The sequence below is a fragment of the Serratia aquatilis genome (genome assembly GCF_044865145.1).
Taxonomy (GTDB): Bacteria; Pseudomonadota; Gammaproteobacteria; order Enterobacterales; family Enterobacteriaceae; genus Chania; species Chania aquatilis.
Genome location: NZ_CP173186.1, coordinates 4,070,919 through 4,093,186, shown reverse-complemented (window position 1 = coordinate 4,093,186; position 22,268 = coordinate 4,070,919). Strand labels below are relative to the sequence as shown.

General features: G+C 49.4%; 19 protein-coding genes. 11 read left to right on the top strand and 8 right to left on the bottom strand.

The window, feature by feature from the left end; genetic code table 11:
• Positions 1 to 45: 45 nt before the first annotated feature.
• Positions 46 to 720, bottom strand: a complete 675-nt coding sequence (locus SAQUA_RS18465; protein ID WP_380674551.1) for a type 1 glutamine amidotransferase domain-containing protein — start codon at positions 718 to 720, stop codon at positions 46 to 48.
• Between the two features lie 113 nt (positions 721 to 833).
• Here SAQUA_RS18465 and SAQUA_RS18460 point away from each other — a divergent pair, with 113 nt between their 5' ends.
• Together SAQUA_RS18460 and SAQUA_RS18455 are read left to right on the top strand one after the other, a co-directional pair.
• Positions 834 to 1,757 (top strand): LysR family transcriptional regulator, encoded by a 924-nt coding sequence (locus SAQUA_RS18460; protein ID WP_380674553.1) that lies wholly within the window; start codon positions 834 to 836, stop codon positions 1,755 to 1,757.
• A gap of 842 nt (positions 1,758 to 2,599) precedes the next feature.
• A complete protein-coding gene (locus SAQUA_RS18455) occupies positions 2,600 to 4,129 on the top strand; it encodes a cryptochrome/photolyase family protein (protein ID WP_380674555.1) in 1,530 nt (509 codons plus the stop codon).
• Positions 4,130 to 4,147: 18 nt separating this feature from the next.
• On the opposite strand, the gene SAQUA_RS18450 is transcribed toward SAQUA_RS18455, so the two are convergent.
• Both SAQUA_RS18450 and SAQUA_RS18445 read right to left on the bottom strand, forming a co-directional pair.
• A complete protein-coding gene (locus SAQUA_RS18450) occupies positions 4,148 to 5,152 on the bottom strand; it encodes a LacI family DNA-binding transcriptional regulator (protein WP_380674557.1) in 1,005 nt (334 codons plus the stop codon).
• Between the two features lie 506 nt (positions 5,153 to 5,658).
• Positions 5,659 to 6,201 carry a D-lyxose/D-mannose family sugar isomerase gene (locus tag SAQUA_RS18445; RefSeq protein ID WP_380674559.1) on the bottom strand — a complete coding sequence of 181 codons (543 nt, stop codon included), beginning with the start codon at positions 6,199 to 6,201 and terminating at the stop codon, positions 5,659 to 5,661.
• A 204-nt stretch (positions 6,202 to 6,405) separates the two neighbouring features.
• On the opposite strand from SAQUA_RS18445, the gene SAQUA_RS18440 reads away from it, so the two are divergent.
• The 5 genes from SAQUA_RS18440 to SAQUA_RS18420 are packed head-to-tail and all read left to right on the top strand — an operon-like array spanning position 6,406 to position 12,571.
• Entirely contained in the window at positions 6,406 to 7,440 is a 1,035-nt protein-coding gene (locus SAQUA_RS18440; RefSeq protein ID WP_380674561.1) for an NAD(P)-dependent alcohol dehydrogenase, read from the top strand.
• A gap of 3 nt (positions 7,441 to 7,443) precedes the next feature.
• The gene (xylB, locus tag SAQUA_RS18435) at positions 7,444 to 8,961 is read left to right on the top strand and encodes a xylulokinase (RefSeq protein WP_380674563.1); all 1,518 of its coding nucleotides are present in this window, start codon (positions 7,444 to 7,446) and stop codon (positions 8,959 to 8,961) included.
• A complete protein-coding gene (locus SAQUA_RS18430) occupies positions 8,958 to 10,463 on the top strand; it encodes a sugar ABC transporter ATP-binding protein (protein ID WP_380674565.1) in 1,506 nt (501 codons plus the stop codon). The genes xylB and SAQUA_RS18430 overlap by 4 nt, the downstream gene beginning before the upstream one ends.
• A 37-nt stretch (positions 10,464 to 10,500) precedes the next feature.
• Positions 10,501 to 11,538, top strand: a complete 1,038-nt coding sequence (locus SAQUA_RS18425) for an ABC transporter permease (RefSeq protein WP_380674567.1) — start codon at positions 10,501 to 10,503, stop codon at positions 11,536 to 11,538.
• 31 nt (positions 11,539 to 11,569) lie between these two features.
• Positions 11,570 to 12,571, top strand: coding sequence for a substrate-binding domain-containing protein (locus SAQUA_RS18420; RefSeq protein WP_380674569.1), 1,002 nt, complete (start codon positions 11,570 to 11,572; stop codon positions 12,569 to 12,571).
• Positions 12,572 to 12,964: 393 nt separating this feature from the next.
• Here SAQUA_RS18420 and SAQUA_RS18415 read toward each other — a convergent pair whose 3' ends face one another.
• Positions 12,965 to 13,876: a cation diffusion facilitator family transporter gene (locus SAQUA_RS18415; RefSeq protein WP_380674571.1), complete on the bottom strand. Its 912-nt coding sequence runs from the start codon at positions 13,874 to 13,876 to the stop codon at positions 12,965 to 12,967.
• A 474-nt stretch (positions 13,877 to 14,350) separates the two neighbouring features.
• Between SAQUA_RS18415 and SAQUA_RS18410 the strand changes: the two genes are divergently transcribed.
• From SAQUA_RS18410 to SAQUA_RS18400, 3 genes are all read left to right on the top strand, one after another.
• Positions 14,351 to 15,499: a JmjC domain-containing protein gene (locus tag SAQUA_RS18410; RefSeq protein WP_380674573.1), complete on the top strand. Its 1,149-nt coding sequence runs from the start codon at positions 14,351 to 14,353 to the stop codon at positions 15,497 to 15,499.
• A 302-nt stretch (positions 15,500 to 15,801) separates the two neighbouring features.
• Entirely contained in the window at positions 15,802 to 16,380 is a 579-nt protein-coding gene (locus SAQUA_RS18405; RefSeq protein ID WP_380674575.1) for an ATP-dependent Clp protease proteolytic subunit, read from the top strand.
• Positions 16,381 to 16,563: 183 nt separating this feature from the next.
• Complete coding sequence (locus tag SAQUA_RS18400; protein WP_380674577.1) at positions 16,564 to 17,322, top strand: Crp/Fnr family transcriptional regulator; 759 nt, start codon at positions 16,564 to 16,566, stop codon at positions 17,320 to 17,322.
• Here the strand turns inward: SAQUA_RS18400 and SAQUA_RS18395 are convergent.
• The 4 genes from SAQUA_RS18395 to SAQUA_RS18380 form a co-directional block, all read right to left on the bottom strand.
• Positions 17,309 to 17,854: a YSC84-related protein gene (locus tag SAQUA_RS18395; protein WP_380674579.1), complete on the bottom strand. Its 546-nt coding sequence runs from the start codon at positions 17,852 to 17,854 to the stop codon at positions 17,309 to 17,311. The two genes, SAQUA_RS18400 and SAQUA_RS18395, sit on opposite strands and share 14 nt — an antisense overlap.
• 245 nt (positions 17,855 to 18,099) lie before the next feature.
• Positions 18,100 to 19,248, bottom strand: coding sequence for a sugar phosphate nucleotidyltransferase (locus SAQUA_RS18390; RefSeq protein ID WP_380674581.1), 1,149 nt, complete (start codon positions 19,246 to 19,248; stop codon positions 18,100 to 18,102).
• 25 nt (positions 19,249 to 19,273) lie between these two features.
• Positions 19,274 to 19,615 (bottom strand): STAS domain-containing protein, encoded by a 342-nt coding sequence (locus tag SAQUA_RS18385; protein WP_380674583.1) that lies wholly within the window; start codon positions 19,613 to 19,615, stop codon positions 19,274 to 19,276.
• Between the two features lie 489 nt (positions 19,616 to 20,104).
• Positions 20,105 to 21,037 (bottom strand): LysR substrate-binding domain-containing protein, encoded by a 933-nt coding sequence (locus tag SAQUA_RS18380; protein ID WP_380674585.1) that lies wholly within the window; start codon positions 21,035 to 21,037, stop codon positions 20,105 to 20,107.
• A 528-nt stretch (positions 21,038 to 21,565) separates the two neighbouring features.
• Between SAQUA_RS18380 and SAQUA_RS18375 the strand changes: the two genes are divergently transcribed.
• A complete protein-coding gene (locus SAQUA_RS18375) occupies positions 21,566 to 22,171 on the top strand; it encodes an ankyrin repeat domain-containing protein (RefSeq protein WP_380674587.1) in 606 nt (201 codons plus the stop codon).
• The last annotated feature ends 97 nt before the right edge of the window (positions 22,172 to 22,268 follow it).

Here is a 22,268-nt window from a genome sequence, read left to right as displayed (position 1 = left end):
CTGCCACCACCGATTGAATTAAAGGTGATGGCTATCCGTTTTATATTAGAGCAGCGTTAGCAGTGCTTCGGCAGTAGCGTCTGAAGACGCTGGGTTTTGCCCGGTAATCAACAGGCCATCCACTACCACGTGGCTGTGCCAGTTTTCTGCATGGCTGTAGTGCCCGCCGTTGCCCTTGAGCATCTCTTCAACCAGGAAAGGAACCACCTGGGTCAGCTGTACCGCCTCTTCCTCACTGTTGCTGAAGCCGGTGACCTGTTTTCCCATCACCAGTGGTTTGCCTGCCGCATTTTTGGCATGGCGTAGTACCGCTGGCGCGTGGCAGACAGCCGCAACCGGTTTACCCTGTGCCTGAAATTGTTCTATCAGGGCGATAGAATGGGCATCTTCTGCCAAATCCCACAGTGGGCCGTGGCCGCCAGGATAAAACAGCGCATCAAAATCATCGGCGTTAACATCCTGCAGTTTCAGGGTATTTGCCAGCGCCTGCTGCGCGGTAATGTCCTGGTCGAACCGCCGGGTAGAGTCTGTCTGGGCATCCGGCTGGCTGCTTTTCGGGTCCAGAGGCGGCTGACCGCCTTTAGGCGAGGCCAGGGTAATATCCGCTCCCGCATCAAGGAACACATAATATGGTGAGGAGAACTCTTCCAACCAGAAGCCGGTTTTGTGGCCCGTGTTACCCAGCGTATCGTGAGAAGTCAGAACCATCAGGATTTTCATATTTAACTCCGTTTAGCGCTACGGCGCGTTGGTTGATCGGTGAACTGGCTATAAGCTTAGGTGACCGGTTATAATTCTAAAAATAAAAAGATTTCATTTCTGGTATTCAAAAAATGAATATTGCTAATAAAGACCTCAACCTGCTGCTGTTCTTCCACGTGCTTTACCAGGAGCGTAACGCCTCTCTGGCTGCGGTGCGGATGTCACTCAGCCAGCCGGCAATGAGCCACAAACTGAACAAATTACGTCATGAATTTGGCGATCCGCTTTTTGTTAGAGCTGCTCGCGGGCTGACGCCTACACCAGGCGCCCACCAGTTGGCACTCCAGGTTCAAAAACTGGTTGAAGATATCGAGGCGTTTTACGAACAGTGTGAAGGGCGCGATTTTCTTACGCGTGCGGAGCGCATCCATATTTACACCACCGATTACATGGAACAGATCCTGCTGCCGGGGTTATTGCCGGTATTACGTCAGGAAGCACCCAATCTGGTGTTGATCACCCACAACACACGTGGATTGCTACCGCGTGAAGAACTTGAAAAAGGCACCTGTGATCTGGCGATTGCTGGTTTCTACGAACAATTGCCGGATACCTTTCATCAGCAACGCCTGCTCAGTGAGGATTTTGTGGTGTTGGCTGCGGCAGGGCATCCTCTGCTTAATGAAGGATTGGACCTGAATACTTATCTGAGTTGTGAGCATGTGCTGACAACCTTGACCGGCGATTTGAACGGGCTGGTGGATCGAGAACTGCAACGCCAGGGGCTGGCACGCAAAGTGGTCGCCGGGCTGTCCAGCTTTCTTGCGCCAAGCCGTTTAATCAGAGGCAGTGATTTGCTGTTAACCTGCTTGCGTTCGGTGGGGGAAGACGCTATTGCCCGCGATCCTGAACTGCGTCTTTATTCTTTACCCCTCTCTCTGCCGCGTATCGACATGATGCAGATCTGGCATGAACGGACTCACAACGATCGCTTACGAAGCTGGTTACGTCATAAAATTCAGCAGCATACACAAGCTCTAAATAGCTGCACTTAATTAAAACTATTGAATTCAGCCTCTATTTCTGGCTTAAGCATACTGATAATAAAAACATGTTGTTAAAAACAGTATTGACATACTTATAAAAGAACGTAGATTAACGTTCAACAGCGGTGAACAAGTCACTAGCTGTTTATTTAAAGAGTTCTTTTAGTGTTATTCCTAGCAACTTAAATAGGATTTTGCGATAAAGGCCACGGAACATTTTGGATGTGATAATTGCGCTTGAGTATGAGTAACAGACTCACGCAATAATGTTATAAGGCCACGTAGTTAGTATCACGAATCGCAAGGGTGTGTAAGAAAACGCGATGATGTAAGGCTCTGTTAGTTATGAATTTTGATGTTGCGAGATGTTAAGTAAGTGTTAGTGTGTTGTAATGTCGCAACGAAAGTAAGGCTACGCATCAAATATTTATATCGCGAGGGAATGTGCCAGTTTAATCTACTCATTCTTAATTTTTTCTGATGTTTGAGTAGGAGTTATCTTAATCAGTGTGTATATGGGAGGATGTAGTTAGTTTTTAATACCCAATATTATCTGTGTTAAACGAGTGCATTTAAGTAGTATCGAAGTAGTAGAAATCAGTAAGTCAATTAATGTTAAATACTAAGTCTGTAGTACCTTAAAAGCCCTGACTTTTACCAGTCAGGGCTTTTATCTTTTTTGCTCAGCGAGTTATACCCACGTTCAAAGCGTCACTGGGGTGTCGCCGAAGTCGAACCACCCCAAAGATGAAAGACTGTTAAGATCCTCTCTTGCTTTTCTGTCAGCCCTCGTTAACTCTTAACCACACCGTAGCAGCAAAAATACTTACCGTGATTTCGCCAGAGGGCCTATGACCGAGCTCAGACTTATTTTAGGCGATCAACTTAACCCCGAACATTCGTGGTTCAAGCATCCTGCAGACCACATTGTCTATGTGATGCTGGAGTTACAGCAGGAAACGCAGTACGTTCTCCATCACGCCCAAAAAATTATTGCCATCTTTGCCGCCATGCGGGAGTTTGCTCGCCAGTTGCAGCAGCAAGGTCACCGGGTACGCTATGTAAAACTGGGTGATCCCTCAAATCGCGGATCGTTGACGGATAACCTTGATGCGCTTATTGCCCACTACCAGGCCAAGAAATTCTGCTGGCAACTTCCCGACGAGTGGCGGCTGGACCAGCAGCTAAAAAGCTGGGCAGCAACATGCGCGGTGAACAGTTCTGTGGTGGATAGTGAACATTTTTTCTGTGAGCGTCATGCGGTATCAGACTTTTTTGGCCAGAGAAAAACCTGGCGCATGGAACATTTTTATCACCAGATACGCCGCCGTGAAGGGGTATTGATGCGTTCCGATGGTACGCCCGAGGGCGGTGAGTGGAATTACGACGCCGAAAACCGCAAGCCCTGGAAAGGCGAGCCAGCTCCACCAGACGACAGACGCCCAGTCCGCGATCATGCTGAACTGTGGAATACGCTCACCGAGCTTAAGGTGCCCAGCTTTGGCGAGCCTAATGCCGGGCATTTCCGCTGGCCGTTGGATCGAAAGGAAGCACTGGCATTATTCGAACGCTTTGTCCGTAATGATCTTCGCCACTTTGGCCAGTGGCAGGATGCCATGCATACGGACTCCTGGCACTTGTTTCACTCCCTTATCTCCTTTGCCCTGAACACCAAAATGCTCTCTCCACGGGAAGTGGTTGCCCGCGTGCAGACGGCCTGGCAAAACGGTGAGGTTCCTCTAGCTTCTGCTGAGGGTTTTATCCGGCAGGTCATCGGCTGGCGTGAATATGTCAGGGGAGTCTATTGGGCAAAAATGCCTGAATATCGCGACAATAATTTCTTTGAACACCAACGCCCGCTGCCAGCCTGGTTCTGGAACGCTGATACAAAAATGAACTGCATGGCGCAGACCATTGGGCAGTCACTTGAGCAAGCTTACGCCCATCATATCCAGCGGTTGATGATTGTCGGCAATTTTGCACTGCTCGCAGGTTTGTCACCTGCCGAGGTTCACGCGTGGTATTTGGGGATTTATATAGATGCCTTCGAATGGGTGGAATTACCCAACACCCTCGGGATGAGCCAGTTTACCGATGGTGGTTTACTGGCGAGTAAACCCTATGTTTCCGGGGCGGCCTATATCAATAGAATGAGCAATTACTGTGCAAAGTGTCAATATAACCCGCGAGAACGCAGCGGGGAAAGTGCCTGCCCGTTCAATGCGCTCTACTGGCATTTCTTTATACAGCATCAGTCAATGCTGGCGCACAATCCACGTCTGTCGATGGTGTATCACCAGATAAAAAAATTCTCCCCACAGGAGCATGAGGAGATTATTCAGCGTGCGCAACTGCTACTTATTGAGATAGAAAAACTCTAAATGATCGGGATGGGCGACTTAACCCGTAATCAGTTTGCCTCTGACAATCACTTTCCCGGGTTTGACATCGCTATCCATAGCCCGCCGCATCGCCAAACCCAGCGCTTGCCAGGCTATTTCATGCAGATCGTGGGAAATAGCCGGGAAATTAAACCCATAAACTGCAGAGTAAGGCACTTCATCAATACTGAATAACGACACGTCTTTCATCAGAGTGAGCTGGCGGTCGATACAGGCTTTAATAATGCCTAATGAAATCTGATTATTGCACCCGACAAAATAATCAGGAAGCGGGTGATGATCGAGATAATTGTTGGTCACCCGGAGGGCGGCATCCATATAAAAATCTGCATGGATAACCTCCAAACTTGCCACTTTGCCCTGTAGCGCGGCAATCAGCCCGGTAACTCTCTCTTTTGCCACATTAGAGTCTTCCGGCCCAGAGACCACCACGGCTTTTTGGCAACCCTGTTCTAACAGATAACGGCCTGCCTGTAACCCGCAGTCGAGATTATCGATATAAACGCCACTGCTATAAGTCCAATCCAATTCCCGGTCAACCAGCACTACCGGAATACCGAGTTTCTCCAGGATCTTCAGATAACCAGGCGTATAGTTTCTGTCTGAGGAGATCACCGATAAAATAATAGCGTCGACGTTATAACCGATCAGTTTATCGATGATACGATCTTCATTTACCTGCGACTCGTAGGAATCAAATACCAACGTATCGTAACCGGCTTTTTGTGCCTCAAGCGTCATCAGCTTGGTTAACGCCCCAAAAAACGGATTTGCCATATCTGGATTGACAATACCGATGGTTTTACTCGCTTTAGCCCGCAAGTTTCGCGCTGCCGTATTCATCACATAGCCAAGACTCTCCGCAGTTTCGAGGATCCGGCTTAGCGTCTCGGGGTGAACTTTATCCGGCTGGGAGAAGGCGCGGGATACGGTAATTTTGCTGACATTTGCTAGCGCCGCAACGCTTTCAAGCGTAGCTTTCCGTGATCGATCAGCCGCCAAGTTATACTCCTGGTTGGAACATATCATTCTGAAACATAAATATGCCCGTCATACTACAAGCTGCATATGTGTTGGTTCACCTAGTGGACCAGCGCTTGCCGCGTTATTTGGCCCAAGCCTGGGTTAGCACAAGTGCGCTTCAAAAACGCATGGCGTTTATGTCATGCAACCCGAATTATTTAGAGCAATGAATTCATAAATAATATCATCACTCATGTAAATGCTCTAGGCTGTGTCCCTTAATTGCACGCGAGCGCCGCTGGCGGTCATTTGCGCACAGGGCAAGGCGTGAGCCGCGAGGTTTGGTGGACCAAATAAGCGGCGAACAACGCAGCAATGCGCGAAAATGGCCCCAGCCCGAAGGGGCGCGCCCCAAAAGCCCGTTTTCTGTGTTGTCGGGCTTGAACAGAGGGCCACTCTGCCCTTCACCCTCCGCCTTGATAACGGGCTTTTGGGTCTGCGACGGCACCACGGGCAATTAGGGACACAGCCTAGCTACCGAATAGTCAACCAATGCGTTTGATATTGGGATCGGTGAAAATATCCAGATCGTCTCGGCTTTCTGAAGAAAACTCTGAAATCACCGCTCCCTGTTTACCCGCTTGAAACCAGTGCCGTGTATCAGGCTTGACGGTATACTGCTCTCCCGCCCTCAACAAAATATAACGCTGGCAGGTATACCACTGCTCATAACCTTCCGGTGGCTGACAGACCGGCTGGCCATTGGCATTATTCAAAGACAATTCCTCGTCATCCACAAAGAGATAGACTTCTCCCCAACGGCAGCGAAACGTCTCTTGTTTACCGGACGTATTGTTGAACGGGGGATGGCGATGTTCGGGACAGGTCTGGTTCGGCAACAGAACCAACTCTTTTGCGCAATAGCGGGGGGTGTTGATGTAAGTCAGCAACTGTAGCCCAGAACGGGGATAGTCAGGTAAGCCAAAGTCCGCAACCTCGATCATGCCTTTTTCTCTGTCACTCAGCTGTATTCCGCAGCGGTCGAGAAACGCTAATGTGTTTTCCACCGCATCCTGATGTGTCTGCATAAGCTTCTCCTTCGATGGTATCGATATCATTTTATTTAGTGTTAAGAGTAACTCTCACGAGTAAAATTTACCACTAATCACCATTAAATTAACATTGATTTAAAAATTGCAACCGCTATCACACAAATTAAATCTGTTAAAGCTTACTATCGGTCGCATTGAAATGGTATCGATACCATAAAAATGATGTTAAAAGGGGTTAAGATGAAAGCATTGGTTCTCGAGGAAAAAGGCAGGATCGCCATTCAGAATTGCCAGTTTGAGGAAGAGCTCGGTAATGACGATGTGCATATCAAGATCCATTCTGTCGGCATATGTGGGAGTGATGTGCATTACTACCAGCATGGACGTATTGGGCCTTTCGTCGTCAACGCACCGATGGTCCTGGGGCATGAAGCCGCTGGTGTGGTGCTGGCAACCGGTAAAAATGTGACTCACCTAAAGCCTGGTGACCGTGTTTGTATGGAGCCGGGGATCCCTGATTTTCAATCGGTTCAATCACGTTCGGGGCTCTACAACCTCGATCCGAGCGTCCGTTTTTGGGCTACGCCACCGATCCACGGTTGCCTGAGGGAAAGCGTTATTCACCCTGCGGCCTTCACTTTCAAACTTCCTGATAACGTCAGTTTTGCCGAGGGCGCAATGGTTGAACCATTGGCTATCGGTATGCATGCTGCCACCAAAGCCGGGATCAAGCCTGGAGATATTGCCTTGGTCCTTGGTGCTGGCCCAATTGGTGTTGTCACGGCTTTGGCCGCGCTGGCAGGAGGGTGTGCCGAAGTCATCATTTGCGATCTGTTTGATGAGAAATTGGCGGTTGCTGCTAATTATGCAGGTCTGCACGCTGTCAATCTTAAAACGGGCAATCTGGCGCAAAAAGTTGCGGATTTGACCAGCGGTAATGGTGTTGACGTGGTGTTCGAATGCAGCGGTGCCAAACCTGCCATTGGCAGTATCAGTGAGCACATTGCACCGGGTGGTACCGCTGTGCTGGTCGGTATGCCGATTGATGCCGCGCCGATGGATATCGTAGCCGCGCAGGCTAAAGAAGTGACGTTCAAGACCATTTTCCGTTACGCCAATATGTATCCTCGCACCCTACGCTTGCTCAGCTCCGGCAAATTGCAGGTACAACCACTGATTTCGCAAACCTTTAAGTTTAAGGACAGCGTGGCGGCCTTTGAACGTGCGGCGGCAGGCCATCCAACCGACATCAAAATCATGTTGGAAATGGAGTAACCGATGGCGCTCTATGCAGGTATCGACTGCGGTACACAAGGCACCAAAGTGGTGATTGTCGATAGCCGAACCGGCACCATTGTGGGCGAGGGTAGTGCGCCGCACGAGATGATCAGTGATTCATCCGGGCGCCGCGAACAACGGGTTGAATGGTGGGTAGAGGCGCTGCTGAAGGCATTCCGTCAGGCGGTGGACTCACCGGATGTCGATCCCGCCAAGATCGCCGCGCTGTCGGTTTCCGGGCAGCAACACGGCTTCGTCGCTTTGGATGAGCATGGCGACGTGCTGCATGCGGTGAAGCTATGGTGCGATACCTCGACCATGCGTGAGAACCAAGCCCTGCTGTCTGGTTTAGGGGGCATCAAAGGTTCCCTGCAACAACTGGGATTGATGGTGGCTGCCGGCTATACCGCTTCAAAAATCCTGTGGTTCAAGCAACAGCATCCATCACTTTGGGCACGTTTGAAAACAGTGCTGTTGCCACATGACTACCTTAATTTCTGGCTGACCGGAGAGCGGGTAGCGGAGTTTGGTGATGCCTCGGGCAGTGGATTGTTTGACATCCGTCAGCGTTGTTGGGATAGGCGCACGGTCGAGCTGATCGACGGCAGTGGCCTGCTGTGGAATGCGCTGCCGCGCTTGATCCCTGCGCAGGAAACGGTGGGTTACCTGCGTCCTGAAGTTGCGGCAATGCTGGGGTTGCAGCCAACAACTCGGGTTGCCAGCGGTGGTGGCGACAACATGATGGCGGCTATCGGCACCGGCAATATCCGGCCGGGCATCATAACCATGAGCCTGGGGACCTCCGGCACGCTGTTTGCCTATGCCGAACAGCCGGTTGTCAGCCATTCCGAAGCAATCGCCGGTTTCTGTTCAAGCAGCAACGGTTGGCTGCCATTGATTTGCACCATGAACGTCACCTCAGCCAGCACCTCGGTGCAACGCTTGCTGGAGAAGGATATTGCTGCCTTTAACCAGGCGCTTGCCGAAACGGAACCCGGTGCAGAGGGCGTGATGATGCTGCCGTTTTTCAACGGTGAACGCGTTCCACCGTTGCCAGCAGCCAAGGCCAGCTTGCATAACCTGGATAGTGACAACTTTACTCCGGATAACCTTTGCCGGGCGGTAGTTGAAAGCGCGACTTACGGCCTGCGTTACGGTGTCGATCTTTTCCAGCAGCAGGGGATCGCTATCGATGAAATTCGCCTCACTGGCGGCGGCGCACGCAGTTCGTGCTGGCGTCAGATCGTTGCCGACGTGATGAATTGCCCGGTAGTGTGCCTGGCGGAAAAGGAAACCGCCGCTTTGGGTGCCGCCATTCAGGCGATGTGGTGCGATAACCTGGCTACTCAACCTGAGCTTTCGGCCAAGGAAGAATTGAGCAGCTTATGCCAGCGTTTTGTTCGCCTGGATGAAAACACGCGTGCAGTCCCCAATACTTTGCACCAGCGGCAGTATGCCGATCTCTACGCTGGTTATCTGAACTTACTGCAAAAAGAGTATCCCGAGGTGAGGTTATGACAGGCACTCCCCAAGCAAACGCCCCGGACTATCTGCTGGAGGTTACGGGTATAAAGAAAGCATTCGGTTCCGTCGTGGCGCTGAAAAATGCCGAATTCTGCCTGCGCAAGGGCTCGATTCATGCGCTGTGTGGCGGCAATGGTGCCGGTAAATCCACATTTCTCAGCATCTTAATGGGTTTTATCCAGCCTGATAGTGGCGATATTTTCATTAACGGCAAGCGCTGCGAGTTCGCCCATCCCAAAGAGGCATTGGCGGCGGGTATCGCTATTGTACAACAAGAGCTGAGTGCCATTCCCGATCTGACGGTGGCAGAAAATATCTGGCTGGGGCGTGAACCGCGTCGCTTAGGCTTTGTTGATTTTAAAACCATGAATCAGCAGACCGAAGCCCTATTGCAAGACCTGCATTTTGCCCTTTCGCCGACGGAGAAAATGCGCAATCTCAGCGTGGCAGAGCAGCAGTTGGTTGAGATAGCCAAGGCTCTCTCCCATGCGGATGCGGACATTATCATTATGGATGAGCCCACCTCCGCCATTGGTGAAGAAGATGTGCAGAAAATCTTTCAGGCGATCACGCGGCTGGCGGCAAAAGGTAAAGGGATCATCTATGTTTCGCACCGTTTGTCCGAGATCTTCCAGATTGCTGACAGTTACACCATCTTTCGTGATGGTAGCTATATCCACGAAGGCTTACTGCAAGATATCACTCGTGAGCAACTGATTGAGCACATTATCGGCGGCGAATTCGAGAGTGAGTTTGCCAAATTTAATCAACCCGGTGACGACGTAGTCATGGAGGTGAAAAATCTGTGCTGGGGGAAAAAGATCAATGACATTAGCCTGACGCTAAAGCGTGGCGAGATCTTGGGTATTTACGGGCTGGTAGGATCTGGCCGCAGTGAATTCCTTGACCTGATATTCGGTATTCAGCGCGCAGACAGCGGCACGATCAAGATTGGTAACGAACAACTTGCCAATCACTCGCCGCAGCAGGCGATTAAATGCGGTCTGGCCTATGTGACGGAAGATCGCAAAGAGACCGGTTTGGTGTTGTGCCGTTCAGTGAATGAAAACATCAATGTTGCTTCACTGGATGCAGTAAGCCGACTGGGGATGATTGACGACGGCAAGGAAATGGCTCGCGCAAAAGAAATGATCCAGCGCTTCAATATTAAAACCCCGGATGCCGAACATATCGTTGGCAACCTGAGTGGTGGAAACCAGCAGAAAGTGGTGCTAGGGCGCTGGGCCTTAATGGATCCACAGGTCATGTTGTTGGATGAACCAACGCGCGGTATTGACGTGGGGGCAAAAAAAGAGATTTACCGCTTTATGTCTGAATTTGCGCTAAAGGATAAAGCCATCATTATGGTTTCCTCCGAGCTTTCAGAAATTATCGGTATGAGCGACCGAATTTTAGTCTTTCGTCACGGCACGCTCGCCGCAGAATTATCGGCAGGAAATGCCACGCAGGCGGAATTAATGAAACTGGCCGTATAGCCAATGAATTAACTCATTATTTAAAAGAGATTTTATTATGAATGGCACCAATTCGCTAACGCCAGGGATATCTTTCTTTACGCAAAATAAAAAACATCTGCACAAATACGGCATTGTTATTGCGTTCTTCGTATTGTGTTTGATTGTCACCGTTATTGGAGAAGTTCAAGTTTCACAAGGTGCTTGGAGCAATAATTACTTTTTAAGTGATGAGAATATGCTGATCGTATTACGCCAGATATCCATTAATGGAATTCTGGCCATCGGCATGACCTTTGTCATTATTACCGCAGGCGTTGACCTTTCGGTAGGTTCGGTACTGGCACTGAGCGGGATCGTCGCCGCCCGCTTTGCTACCACTAATAGTGGCCTGTCTATTGGCGATACCGCTAATGCGGTGATGTTGCCGCTGATTGTTGCCTTGGGCATTGGCATTGTCTGCGGGTTGATCAACGGCACCATCCTGGCCCGTTACCGGTTGCAGCCCTTCATTGTCACCATGGGGATGCTTTCCAGCGCCCGTGGCCTGGCGCTGTTGACCACCGACGGTAACCCGGTTTCTCAGTTAAACAGTGATTTCCGCTGGTTGGGCAATGGCTATGCGCTTGGCATTCCTGTGCCGGTGATTATTTTCAGCGTGCTGTTTCTGCTCGCCTGGATATTGCTGAATAAAACCATCTTCGGCCGCCACGTGTATGCCGTGGGGGGGAACCAGAAAAGTGCTCGAACTTCCGGCATCAGCGTGGTGCAAATCAAAGTGCTGGTTTACACACTGTGTGCTGCCCTGGCGGGGATTGCTGGGGTGATCCTGGCCGCTCGTACCGGTTCAGCGCAAACCAACGCCGGTAGTGCCTATGAACTGGATGCGATAGCAGCGGTAGTCATCGGCGGCACCAGCATGGCTGGTGGCGTGGGTACTCTGGTTGGCACGCTGTTCGGCGTATTGATTATTGGCGTTATGAATAACGGCCTCGATTTACTCGGCGTTCAATCCTATTACCAGCAAATTATCAAGGGCGCACTGATTGTTATCGCTGTGCTACTTGACCCCTCACGCAAACAACAGCGTGACTGATTTTTTCGTTCCCTACAAACCAGGAGTCATAATGAACAAGATAACTAAAATTGCGTTGCTTACCTCCGGCCTGCTGTTGGGTAGTTCAGCGTTTGCCCAAGATGCTCCGGTCAAAATTGCCGTGTTGATGTACGGTATGAAAGCCGAGTTTGTACAGTTGATGGAGAAAGCGGCGAAAGAGCATCCTGAGGTAAAGAACGGCAACGTGCAGCTCACCGTCTACGATGGCCGCTACGATCCGATGGTGCAGAACAACCAGGCTGAAACCGCCATACAGACCAAAACGGATGCCATCATCATTAATCCGATGGATTATGAAGCCAATATTGATGTGGTGACTTTGGCCAATAAAGCCAAGATCCCGGTTGTTGTCACTAATGCTCGCCTGAATACCGATCTGATGACATCGGAAGTGGTCTCCGACGACGTGCTGGGTGGCTATATGGAAGCCAAAGCGGTACTGAAAAAAATGAACTGCCAGGGTAACGTCGTGATTATTGAAGGGCCAAAGGGTGGCAGTGGCGAGATCCAACGCGGACAAGGCAACGACAAGGCCATTGCGGAGTGCGGCCCGGGCAAAATCAAGGTGCTTGAGCGTAAAACTGCTAACTGGTCGCGGGCAGAAGCGCTGCCGCTGATGGAAAACTGGCTGCAAAAACACCGTGGTCAGATTAACGGCGTCATCGCGCAAAACGACGAGATGGCTTTAGGGGCAATCGAAGCGATCAAAAGCGCCAATCTGAATGTTAAAGATTTCGCCATTGCTGGTGTGGATGGCGTATCTGATGCTATTCGTGCCGTGCAGGCGGGGGAGATGGTTTCTATTCTGCAAGACGCTCATGCCCAGATGCAGGGTTCCATCGATGTGGCACTGCGTGCAGTAAAAGGCAGCAGCTACCAGCCGCAGTCAGATATCTGGAAACAGTATGAAAGCCAAATGAAGTGGGATAACGGCACGGCCAAGCATTACTCTGTGCCATGGACTGAAGTGACCACCGAGAATGCAGCGCAGCTATTAGATGCCCGTAAGTAAATAAAATTAGGCTGTGTCCCTTAACTGCACGCGAGCGTTCCAGCCTCAGGACAACTGCTCGACAAATCGGCCAGGAAAAGATTTGTCGAGCAGTTTCTGTATCTTGAGGGAATCTGGGGATGGCTTTTAGGCTGTATCCCTTAATTGCACGCGAGCGCCGCTGGCGGTCATTTGCGCACAGGGCAAGGCGTGAGCCGCGAGGTTTGGTGGACCAAATAAGCGGCGAACAACGCCGCAATGCGCGCAAATGGCCCCAGCCCGAAGGGTCGCGCCCCAAAAGCCCGTTTTCTGTGTTGTCGGGTTTGAACAGAGGGCCACTCTGCCCTTCACCCTCCGCCTTGATAACGGGCTTTTGGGTCTGCGACGGCACCACGGGCAATTAAGGGACACAGCCTAGCTACGCGTATAAGGATCCACATGAGTCATGACATTTAACACCCGGTGATTACTTAATACGGCTTTTCTGGCGCGAACGGCAATATCATGACCTTCTTTCACCGATAGTTCGCCATCAATCTCCAAATGTACATCAACGACAATCAGGTCACCCATCTTCCTGGTTTTAAAATCATGAATACTCATCACGCCCTCGGTGGCTAATAGCGTGGCTTTTATTTCCTCTTCGGTATCCCCGTCGACGGCTCTATCCATTAAGTCGTGCAGGGATTCCGACATAAATGAATAGCCCATCTTGCCAACGATCAGGCCAACGATGAGTGCGGCAACAGGATCGAGAAACTTAAAGCCAAGCAGGTTGCCGACGATCCCCAAAGCCACAACCAATGAAGAGGCGGCATCAGAGCGGGCATGCCAGGCATTGGCCACTAACATGCTTGATTTAACCTTGGTGGCTACGGATAACATGTAGCGGAAAAGTAATTCTTTCGAGACCAATGCAATAAGAGCAACCCACAAAGCAACAATATGTATTTCGGGAATGCTGCCAGGATTGTTTATTTTATTTATTGCAGACCATAGCATCCCGATGCCGACAATAAATAATAAAGAACCAAGAATTAATGACGCACCATTTTCATAGCGATGGTGTCCATAATTATGGTCTTCATCAGCTTCCTTTTTGCTCTTATTATTAGCAACAAGCACAACAAAGTCGGCAATCAGGTCGGAGAGTGAATGGATACCATCGGCAATCAACCCCTGAGAGCCGGAGAAAAACCCGGTAATCACCTGCCCAAGCGTTAAAAAACAGTTTACAACAACGCTGACCCAGGTGCTTTTTCGAGCCGCATGAAAACGCTCATGAGATTCATTGTTATTTGTATCAGCCATTTTATCTTTTCTCATGTAATCTCTCAAAAGCAATCAGCTGTATATAATTATTAAGCCTATACCCTTCATACTTCAAATTGCTTGGTTGTTGGCTGCCTTCGTTCACCCCAGTCACTTACCTGAGTAAGCTCCTGGGGATTCGCTCAGTTGCCGCCTACAAGCAACTCGAATTATTTTGGGTATAACTATCAATCCACTTTTTCATCTTGAGAATAGGCATAGTAAAATCCGAACTATTAGTCAGAGATAATAGTAATTGTAAGGCTTTATATAGGTTATTTCTCATTTTGACCAGTAACTTTCCCTAATCCAGCAGGTGAATATTGCTGTCGCCACGCTGCTTCCCTTGATTGGCCTGGCAGAGCAACGAACTACCGATCTTGAGCAGTTTTTTCTGCTGCCTGAACGGACCTTTGACCAATGACAAGGTGGTCTGAGCGTTAACTTCTTTATAATCAAGCCCGTTTATCTTCTCACTGGTGTGACAGCATGGCTTACCAACTAAACCTTAATTGGCCCGAATTTTTAGAAAAATACTGGCAAAAACAACCCGTTATTTTAAAAAAAGCCTTCCCTGATTTTGTCGATCCCATTACGCCGGACGAATTGGCGGGGCTGGCGATGGAGGCTGAGGTGGATAGCCGCCTGGTCAGCCAGGTAAATGGCCAGTGGCAGGCCAGCAACGGGCCGTTCGAGCACTTTGATAACCTGGGGGAAACGGGTTGGTCACTATTGGCTCAGGCGGTTAACCATTGGCATATGCCGTCAGCCGAACTGGTGCGGCCGTTTCGCGTGCTGCCGGACTGGCGCCTGGATGACCTGATGATCTCCTTTTCTGTTCCAGGAGGCGGAGTCGGGCCACATATCGATCAATACGATGTTTTCATTATCCAGGGAATGGGCCGCCGCCGCTGGCGCGTCGGTGATAAATTGCCACTCAAGCAGTTTTGCCCGCATCCTGCGCTATTGCACGTTGAGCCGTTCACACCGATCATCGATGAAGATCTCGAACCGGGTGATATTTTGTATATCCCACCGGGATTCCCACACGATGGCTTCACTCACGAAACTGCGCTCAACTACTCCGTAGGTTTCCGTGGGCCTAACGGTAGGGATTTGATCAGCAGTTTTGCTGACTATGCACTAGAACACGATCTCGGCGGTGAGCACTACAGCGACCCCGATCTTACTGGCCGTGAACATCCTGAGCGCGTTGAGGATTATGAGCTTGACCGCCTGCGCACGATGATGATCGACATGATTAATCAGCCTGAAGATTTTAAGCAGTGGTTTGGTCGTTTCGTGACGACGCCACGGCACGAGTTGGATATTGCTCCTGCGCAACCGCCTTTCGAGCCGCATGAGATTGCCGATGCCTTGATGGGAGGCGAAGTGCTGACGCGGCTAAATGGGCTGAGAGTGCTGCAAGTTGGCGGTAGTGCTTTTATCAATAGCGAACGGCTCGAGATCAGCGATCCTAGAGCGGCGAATGATCTGTGCCGCTATACCATGATCAGTAAAAAAGAGTTGGGCGATATCGTGGGTGATCCGCAGTTTATTGCTGAATTAACTGCGTTGATTAATCAAGGTTATTGGTTCTTCGACGAATATACCCAAAATAATTCGAGTTGCTTGTAGGCGGCAACTGAGTGACAAATCGGTCAGGAACCGATTTGAACAGCGCTTGCGCTGCCCGAAGGGTGAGCCTCAGGGATGAGGCTCATTAACCCCTAGGAGCATAGATAAACTATGTGACTAGGGTGAACGAGGGCAGCCAACACCCAAGCAACTTGAAGTATGAAGGGTATAATCATACGGTCAGGTGTTGCCTGTGAAGTGTGCTATTCTTGAGCAACGTGAATCGGCTCGCCATCGGGGCCGATTCAAATTCATGGCCTCCGTTTTGTGACGGAATATACGCCAATTAGCCGAGGTATAAAATGGAAGAGAAAACGGAAGCCAGTGCTCCTCAGCGCGACGCTTTTCTGGATGAAAGAACGTTCAAGTCTCGTACCGTCCTGCTATTTGGGCAAATAAACGATACCGTAGCGTACAACGTCGTCAAACAACTGGTCGCGCTGTCCGATGAGTCCTCTGCGCCGATCAATTTCCTGATTTGTTCACCGGGCGGTCACGTGGAGTCCGGCGACGTGATCCACGATGTTATCCGCTTTATTGATGCCCCGGTTAATATGATCGGCAGTGGTTGGGTGGGCAGTGCTGCGGTCAATGTGTTCCTTTCGGTGCCTAAGGAACGCCGTTTCTGCTTACAGAATACTCGTTTCCTGATCCATCAACCTAGCGGTGGTATTGGCGGTCAAGCAACCGATGTGGCGATCCAGGCGCGCGAAATCGTTCGCGTTCGTGAAAGAATTGCTGCCTTGATTGCCAAGGAAACCGGGCAAAAACTGGAAAAAGTGATCAACGACATTGATCGCGATTTCTGGATGCCGGTGGCAGAGGCGATCGATTATGGCTTGGTATCGAAATGCATAGTGAGTAGCAAAGATATCTCCTGAGTATCAGACTGAGTTGCTTGATTGATCACCGCGCCGTTAAGTGGCTCAGCCTGCCATTTCCGCTTTATCCAAGCACCTAGGGGCGAGATATACTGCCTTTTGGGGAGCGAAATAGATAAATTCAACTACTGCGCTGCGTTATGGGTTATGGTAACCCGGTCCTTTCATTGGAAATCCCCTGATATGACCGACTATTCTGCCGCAAATGCAAATGGTCTGCTTGCTGCTTTGACGCAGCCTGTCTGGCAGCGCCTGACGCCCCATATCTCGCGTATTGAGTTACCACTTGGCAAAGTATTGTATGAATCGGGAGATGTTTTGACCCACGTCTACTTCCCTGCTACGGCCATTGTATCGATGCTGTATGTAATGGAAAACGGTGCCTCGGCGGAGATAGCCGTTGTGGGTTATGAGGGCGTGGTCGGTGTTTCGTTATTCATGGGCGGGGAGTCAACCCCAAGCCGTGCAGTGGTACAAAGCGCGGGTTATGCTTACCGTTTACCGGCCCAAGTTCTAAAGCGTGAATTTCATCTAGGTGGTGAGCTACAGCGCCTTTTCTTACGCTATACGCAGGCACTACTGACTCAGATGGCGCAAACGGCGGTCTGTAACAGACATCACTCCATAGACCAACAGTTGTGCCGCTGGCTGTTACTCAGCCTGGATCGTCTATTGGGTAATGAGTTGGTGATGACGCAGGAACTGATTGCCAATATGCTTGGGGTGCGCCGCAGTGGCGTCACCGAGGCGGCGCTCAAGCTCCAGCAAGCTGGACTAATCCGCTATTCGCGGGGGCGTATAACCGTATTAGATCGCCCAGGGCTTGAACACCGTACCTGTGAATGTTACGACGTAGTAAAAAAGGAGTATGAGCGGTTACTGATTAACGTACCGACCGTGGCAGGCCAATCTGCTACCGAGCGAATTATCAGCGATGAATGATGGATATTTTGGTGCCTTCGATGCTGAGGCTACCCATCAGCCCTTGCTGATCAAAGATAAAGGCATAGGCATCTTCTTTTAGCGTTGAAGATGACAGGTTTTTGGCCAAACCTTCATTCACAACCACGATGGTCGGCCCAACCCCAACTTCCCAGCCTTTCGACTCTTGAAGGTATTTAACTGCCTTGTCATTCATCAGGAAAACAACGTAGCCGTAAGACTGAGCCCCTGCCTGTAATCCCCAAGATGCAGATACCGTATTATAGTAGTCAACGGGCTTGGAATTTCTTAAAAGTACGCCTTCACCATAGCTACCACCAAATACCAGACCCGCCTTGATTACTTTAGGAAACACCAGTATAGCACGTGACTCCTGGGCCATTTTTTTAGCCACCGGGTTATGTTGATATAAGGTGTTTAGCGACTGTATAGCATCTCTATTTAAATCATCGGCAGTGGCAGCAGAAGCATGCCCCACACTCAGACCAAAGAGTAATACGGCCATAATAGGAAAGAAGTTTATTTTTAGCATGTTTTGATTTTACCCTGTTTTTAGGTTAGTGTTTATTTTTCATTCAAAACAATCCTAATGGAATAACGTAAGAATGTCTGTACGCTAGCGTACAGACATCAGGATAATAAGGTTGTGAGGTAGTAAAACGGATGGTTTTAAATTTAATACTCAGTAGTTAATTATGCGTATTTATAAATTAAGCTCATTAAAAAATAACACCCCAAAAACTGTCATGCTTTTGGGGTGGTGAAAACTTAATGCTGTTAGGAAAGAAACTCATTAAACAACAATTTCTCGGCGGCAATAATATCTTTACGCCTTTTATCATCAATTAACCAGTTCAAACCCGCCTCGGTTAAATCGATTGCAGTGCCATCAGGTGAAATCACTTTCCCGGCAAAAATCATCTGTTGGTTTAAATTCGCAATACCGCCGACACGGGTGTAATCGGCAATAAAGCTTTGTTCTATAACCGCTCCTTGCTCCAACAGGCAACCGGCTCCGATAATCGCAGGCCCTCTAATTGTTACCCCAGGCTGTATTTCGGTACTGCTACCAATATACACCGGGCCTTCAATATCCAGGTTGGCGAAATCAGCTTTAACGTTTAAACCGCACCAGATTTGCGGTGCAATCTGGATCCCCGGCATTGGATAATCAGGTAACTCCCGATTAAGGATCATGCGGTTTACATGCCAGAAATCCTGCAGAGAACCAATATCAACCCATTGGAAAGGCAGGGCAATGCCGTAGAAAGGAACGCCTGCTTCTGCCAGTTTAGGGAATAACTGGCTGCCAATGTCATATTCAACGCCGTCAGGAATATAATTGAAGATCTCGGGTTCAAAAACATAGATGCCGGTATTGGCATTGTTAGACAATGCCTCTGTCGTTTTCGGTTTTTCCTGAAACTTACTGACCCGGCCTTGTTCATCGGTGACCACAATGCCGTACTTACTCACCTGATCCTCTGGAACAGGGCGCATAATCAGCGTTGCGACACTTTTTCTGGCCTTGTGGAATGCCAGTACCTGATCGAAATCGACATCAATTAACGCATCGCCGCACACAACAACAAATGTATCATCAAAAAAGCCCGAAAAATTCTGGATGTGTTTCATCCCTCCGGCGGAACCCAGTACGTTATCGACGAAGGTATTGCCTTCCATAACACCTTCGTAGGAGTACCCCATTTCCACTCCCCAGGCATGGCCATCACGGAAATAGTTCTCAATATCACTGGAAAGATAACTGGTATTCACCATCAACTGATTAAAGCCATACTTTCTTAAATGCTCAACGATCGACTCCATAATCGGTTTGCGGATTAATGGGATCATTGGCTTGGGTAAAATAGTGGTCAATGGCCTGGCTCTGGTTCCTTTTCCTGCTGCAAGGATCATGGCTTTCATAATGAATATACCTTATTAATCAGATTTATACTGAGCGCATTTGTTGTAGGGTCGACTGTTGATCCACGCCGATAGTAAATATTTTGTCCATCCGGGTTAGCTTGAACATGCTCTGGATGTTGCCGTTGAGTGAACAAACCGCAAGTTCACCTTTTCCATGCAAGGTTTTCAAAATAGAAACCAAAGCACCTAAACAACTACTGTCAATAAATTCAACCTGACTGAAATCCAGCAAAATATTGTTGGCACCCTGAGCAATCACAGTTTGCATATGTTCCTTAAACGAGGAGGAGACCGCCGCATCCAATCGCCTGTTCAACGGGGTAACCACCAAAACATTGCCAATTGACTGAGTTTCAAAGTTCATTATTTCTTCCTTACAATGCCGTTCGGAGGAGAGCCGGTAAGTGTTGGCTCTTCGGTAAAGAATCTGACCAGTATCGGGCGGTTTCCTGCCATGGCATATGAGCGTGAAACCTCACTCGGCCTGGTCCTCTCAGCGACGACGAGAATTCGGGATGCAGGAAAGCGACACAGATGGGGCGCAACTCTCCTGGTTGGAAAGGGTGAGTGCGTTGCTGCGCTGTTCGCCGTTTGCTTGTCACGCCTTGCCTCGCGCTCAAATGAACACCAATGGCGCTAAGTTGCAATCAAGGGACACTGCTTGGGAACAATTTCAGCTATGGAGAATATCTGCCGTCCCTGAGCTTCCCTAAACCAGAAAATATGACGCCCTTGGCTACCAATAACGGTATTAAGCGTAGCACAGAGTTTTCACCTTTCAATTTGATGTGGCTCGCGTAAAACGAGATACGCTTCAGGTGCGGCGAACTTTAGGCTGTGTCCCTTAATTGACCTATTCATCTCGATAGAGCAGATCGGCGTAAATCTCGCTTAACACGCCACCTTGAATGAACTGTTTTTTAATCCACTGGGTAACCTGCCCACTAGCGGCGTGCTGGGTGGCCAGTAACATACGGGAATCCTGGCGTGGGTTATGGATAGTGCGAAGCGCCAACAAACCTTCGGCTACAGCCTCACGGGCCATATATTCCGGCAGGAAACCAATCCCTTCACCCAAGATCTGGCACTGGCACTTGGTATTGAAATCTGGAACCATGATTGCCTCTTGTCCGTGCAACAGCCAACCCACTTTCTTGTTAATGGTATGAGCGGTGTCTTCCACCATAATGTTCGGATACAGCCGCAACTGGCTCTCTGATATGGGTTCCGGCATAAATGCCAGCGGGTGATCGGGTGCGATGGCAAAAACCCAGCGGATAGCACCAATCTCCGTGTAATCAATGCCGCCACCGTCCAGCAGGGTGTCAGGTGCACCAATCGCAATATTGGCCAGATTATTAATGATGGAATCCCAGACGCCGTTATAAACCTCGGTCGTTACCGTGATATGGCAGGTGGGGAACTGTTTTTTTAACACCTGTAGCAACCGGGCGGTATGCCGGGGGGTATAAAGTAACTGGTTAATGCAGATGCGTACCCGAGCCTCAATGCCTTGAGAAATGGTGTCGATACCGCGCTTGATAGCGTGAAAGTCGTTAAGCAGATCGGTGGCTTTACGATAGAAATAAAAACCGGACTCGGTAAGCTCGATACTGCGAGTGTTGCGGGAGAACAGCACCACATCCAGCCCGGTTTCCATACGCTTGATGGTATAGCTGATAGCCGAGGTTGTCAGGCCCAACTCTTCTGCCGCCTTGCTAAAGCTGCCGAAACGCGCGGCGGTGGTGAAAGCCAGCAGATTTTCTTCGGTAAAAATAGAGTTCATGTGTTGGGGGTCCGCAGCAATCCCCTTAGTAAGTGGATGCGGTCAGCGAAGGGGACAATAACCGCTGCCGTATTATTGAATGTATTTGTAATTCTTGGGGTGAGCAACCAGTATTGAATGAATTTTAACACTAAGGTTACAACTGATTTGATGAGTGTCACATTTCAAACTATTTGTTGTAAGCCAGCTGTGACGTGCAGTGAATCTGCATTCGCAGATAGGATCGTTATCGCTGGAAAACGGCCAGAACAGAGAGAAAACACTGCGCCGTCGCACGCTCTGCTCCGATTGTTGAAAACTATTCAATAATGTATCCCTTTGCGATGAATGATTTTTAAACGGATGTTTTTCTACTGAGTCTGTTGCTATTCTGACAAGCAATAAATAGTGCTATACCCTTCATACTTCAAATTGCTTGGGTGTTGGCTGCGTTACTCGGCCCATGTCGGGCCTCGCCCCTTCGGGGCCGCCTACAAGCAACACGAATTATTTTGGGTATAAGCCCACCAGTAAAGAGGGAGCCAGAATATGTCTCAGAAAGAATTAATGAGCGAGTTTCTTTTCGCAGCTGAAAAAGGCGATGCCGATACACTGAAAAATTGTTTGGCTGAAGGTGTAGATATTAATACCACCAATCGCCAAGGCCGAACTGCAATAACTATTGCCAGCCTGAATAAACACTATAGTTGTGTAGAGTTATTAATTTCTGCCGGTGCAGATATTGATAAGCAAGATCAAACCTGTTTTAACCCATTCCTATTGAGCTGCCTTAATAATGATTTAACGTTGTTGCGGCTGGTATTACCGGCAAACCCTGATTTGGAGCGTCTCACTCGCTTTGGTGGTGTTGGTATTACTCCTGCCAGTGAAAAAGGTCACGTTGAAATTGTGCGTGAATTATTGTTGCGTACCGATATTAACGTCAATCACACCAACTTTGTCGGCTGGACCCCCCTGCTGGAAGCCATCGTGCTGAATGATGGCGGTGCCAGACAGCAGGAAATTGTCAAATTACTGCTCGAGCATGGTGCGAATCCACATATGACCGACAAGTATGGTAAGTCACCGCTAACCCTGGCACGTGAGAAAGGCTATCAAGAAATTGCTGAACTGCTGATAGCAGCGGGTGCATAAGAAAAGAGGAGAAAGGTTATCGCACAGCCAATACGGCAGTGCATTAGTGCGCTATCGGCGGACGCTGGCTTTCCTCGTCAACGGTTAGTCGGGCATG

Bases quoted from the DNA above. Each gene is read 5' to 3' on its own strand.
- SAQUA_RS18425 (WP_380674567.1), top strand. From the start codon at position 10,501: ATGAATGGCACCAATTCGCTAACGCCAGGGATATCTTTCTTTACGCAA.
- SAQUA_RS18410 (WP_380674573.1), top strand. From the start codon at position 14,351: ATGGCTTACCAACTAAACCTTAATTGGCCCGAATTTTTAGAAAAATAC.
- SAQUA_RS18385 (WP_380674583.1), bottom strand. From the start codon at position 19,615: ATGAACTTTGAAACTCAGTCAATTGGCAATGTTTTGGTGGTTACCCCG.
- xylB (WP_380674563.1), top strand. From the start codon at position 7,444: ATGGCGCTCTATGCAGGTATCGACTGCGGTACACAAGGCACCAAAGTG.
- SAQUA_RS18455 (WP_380674555.1), top strand. From the start codon at position 2,600: ATGACCGAGCTCAGACTTATTTTAGGCGATCAACTTAACCCCGAACAT.
- SAQUA_RS18445 (WP_380674559.1), bottom strand. From the start codon at position 6,201: ATGCAGACACATCAGGATGCGGTGGAAAACACATTAGCGTTTCTCGAC.
- SAQUA_RS18430 (WP_380674565.1), top strand. From the start codon at position 8,958: ATGACAGGCACTCCCCAAGCAAACGCCCCGGACTATCTGCTGGAGGTT.
- SAQUA_RS18465 (WP_380674551.1), bottom strand. From the start codon at position 720: ATGAAAATCCTGATGGTTCTGACTTCTCACGATACGCTGGGTAACACG.
- SAQUA_RS18395 (WP_380674579.1), bottom strand. From the start codon at position 17,854: ATGCTAAAAATAAACTTCTTTCCTATTATGGCCGTATTACTCTTTGGT.
- SAQUA_RS18400 (WP_380674577.1), top strand. From the start codon at position 16,564: ATGACCGACTATTCTGCCGCAAATGCAAATGGTCTGCTTGCTGCTTTG.
- SAQUA_RS18405 (WP_380674575.1), top strand. From the start codon at position 15,802: ATGGAAGAGAAAACGGAAGCCAGTGCTCCTCAGCGCGACGCTTTTCTG.
- SAQUA_RS18440 (WP_380674561.1), top strand. From the start codon at position 6,406: ATGAAAGCATTGGTTCTCGAGGAAAAAGGCAGGATCGCCATTCAGAAT.
- SAQUA_RS18380 (WP_380674585.1), bottom strand. From the start codon at position 21,037: ATGAACTCTATTTTTACCGAAGAAAATCTGCTGGCTTTCACCACCGCC.
- SAQUA_RS18460 (WP_380674553.1), top strand. From the start codon at position 834: ATGAATATTGCTAATAAAGACCTCAACCTGCTGCTGTTCTTCCACGTG.
- SAQUA_RS18415 (WP_380674571.1), bottom strand. From the start codon at position 13,876: ATGAGAAAAGATAAAATGGCTGATACAAATAACAATGAATCTCATGAG.
- SAQUA_RS18390 (WP_380674581.1), bottom strand. From the start codon at position 19,248: ATGAAAGCCATGATCCTTGCAGCAGGAAAAGGAACCAGAGCCAGGCCA.
- SAQUA_RS18420 (WP_380674569.1), top strand. From the start codon at position 11,570: ATGAACAAGATAACTAAAATTGCGTTGCTTACCTCCGGCCTGCTGTTG.
- SAQUA_RS18375 (WP_380674587.1), top strand. From the start codon at position 21,566: ATGTCTCAGAAAGAATTAATGAGCGAGTTTCTTTTCGCAGCTGAAAAA.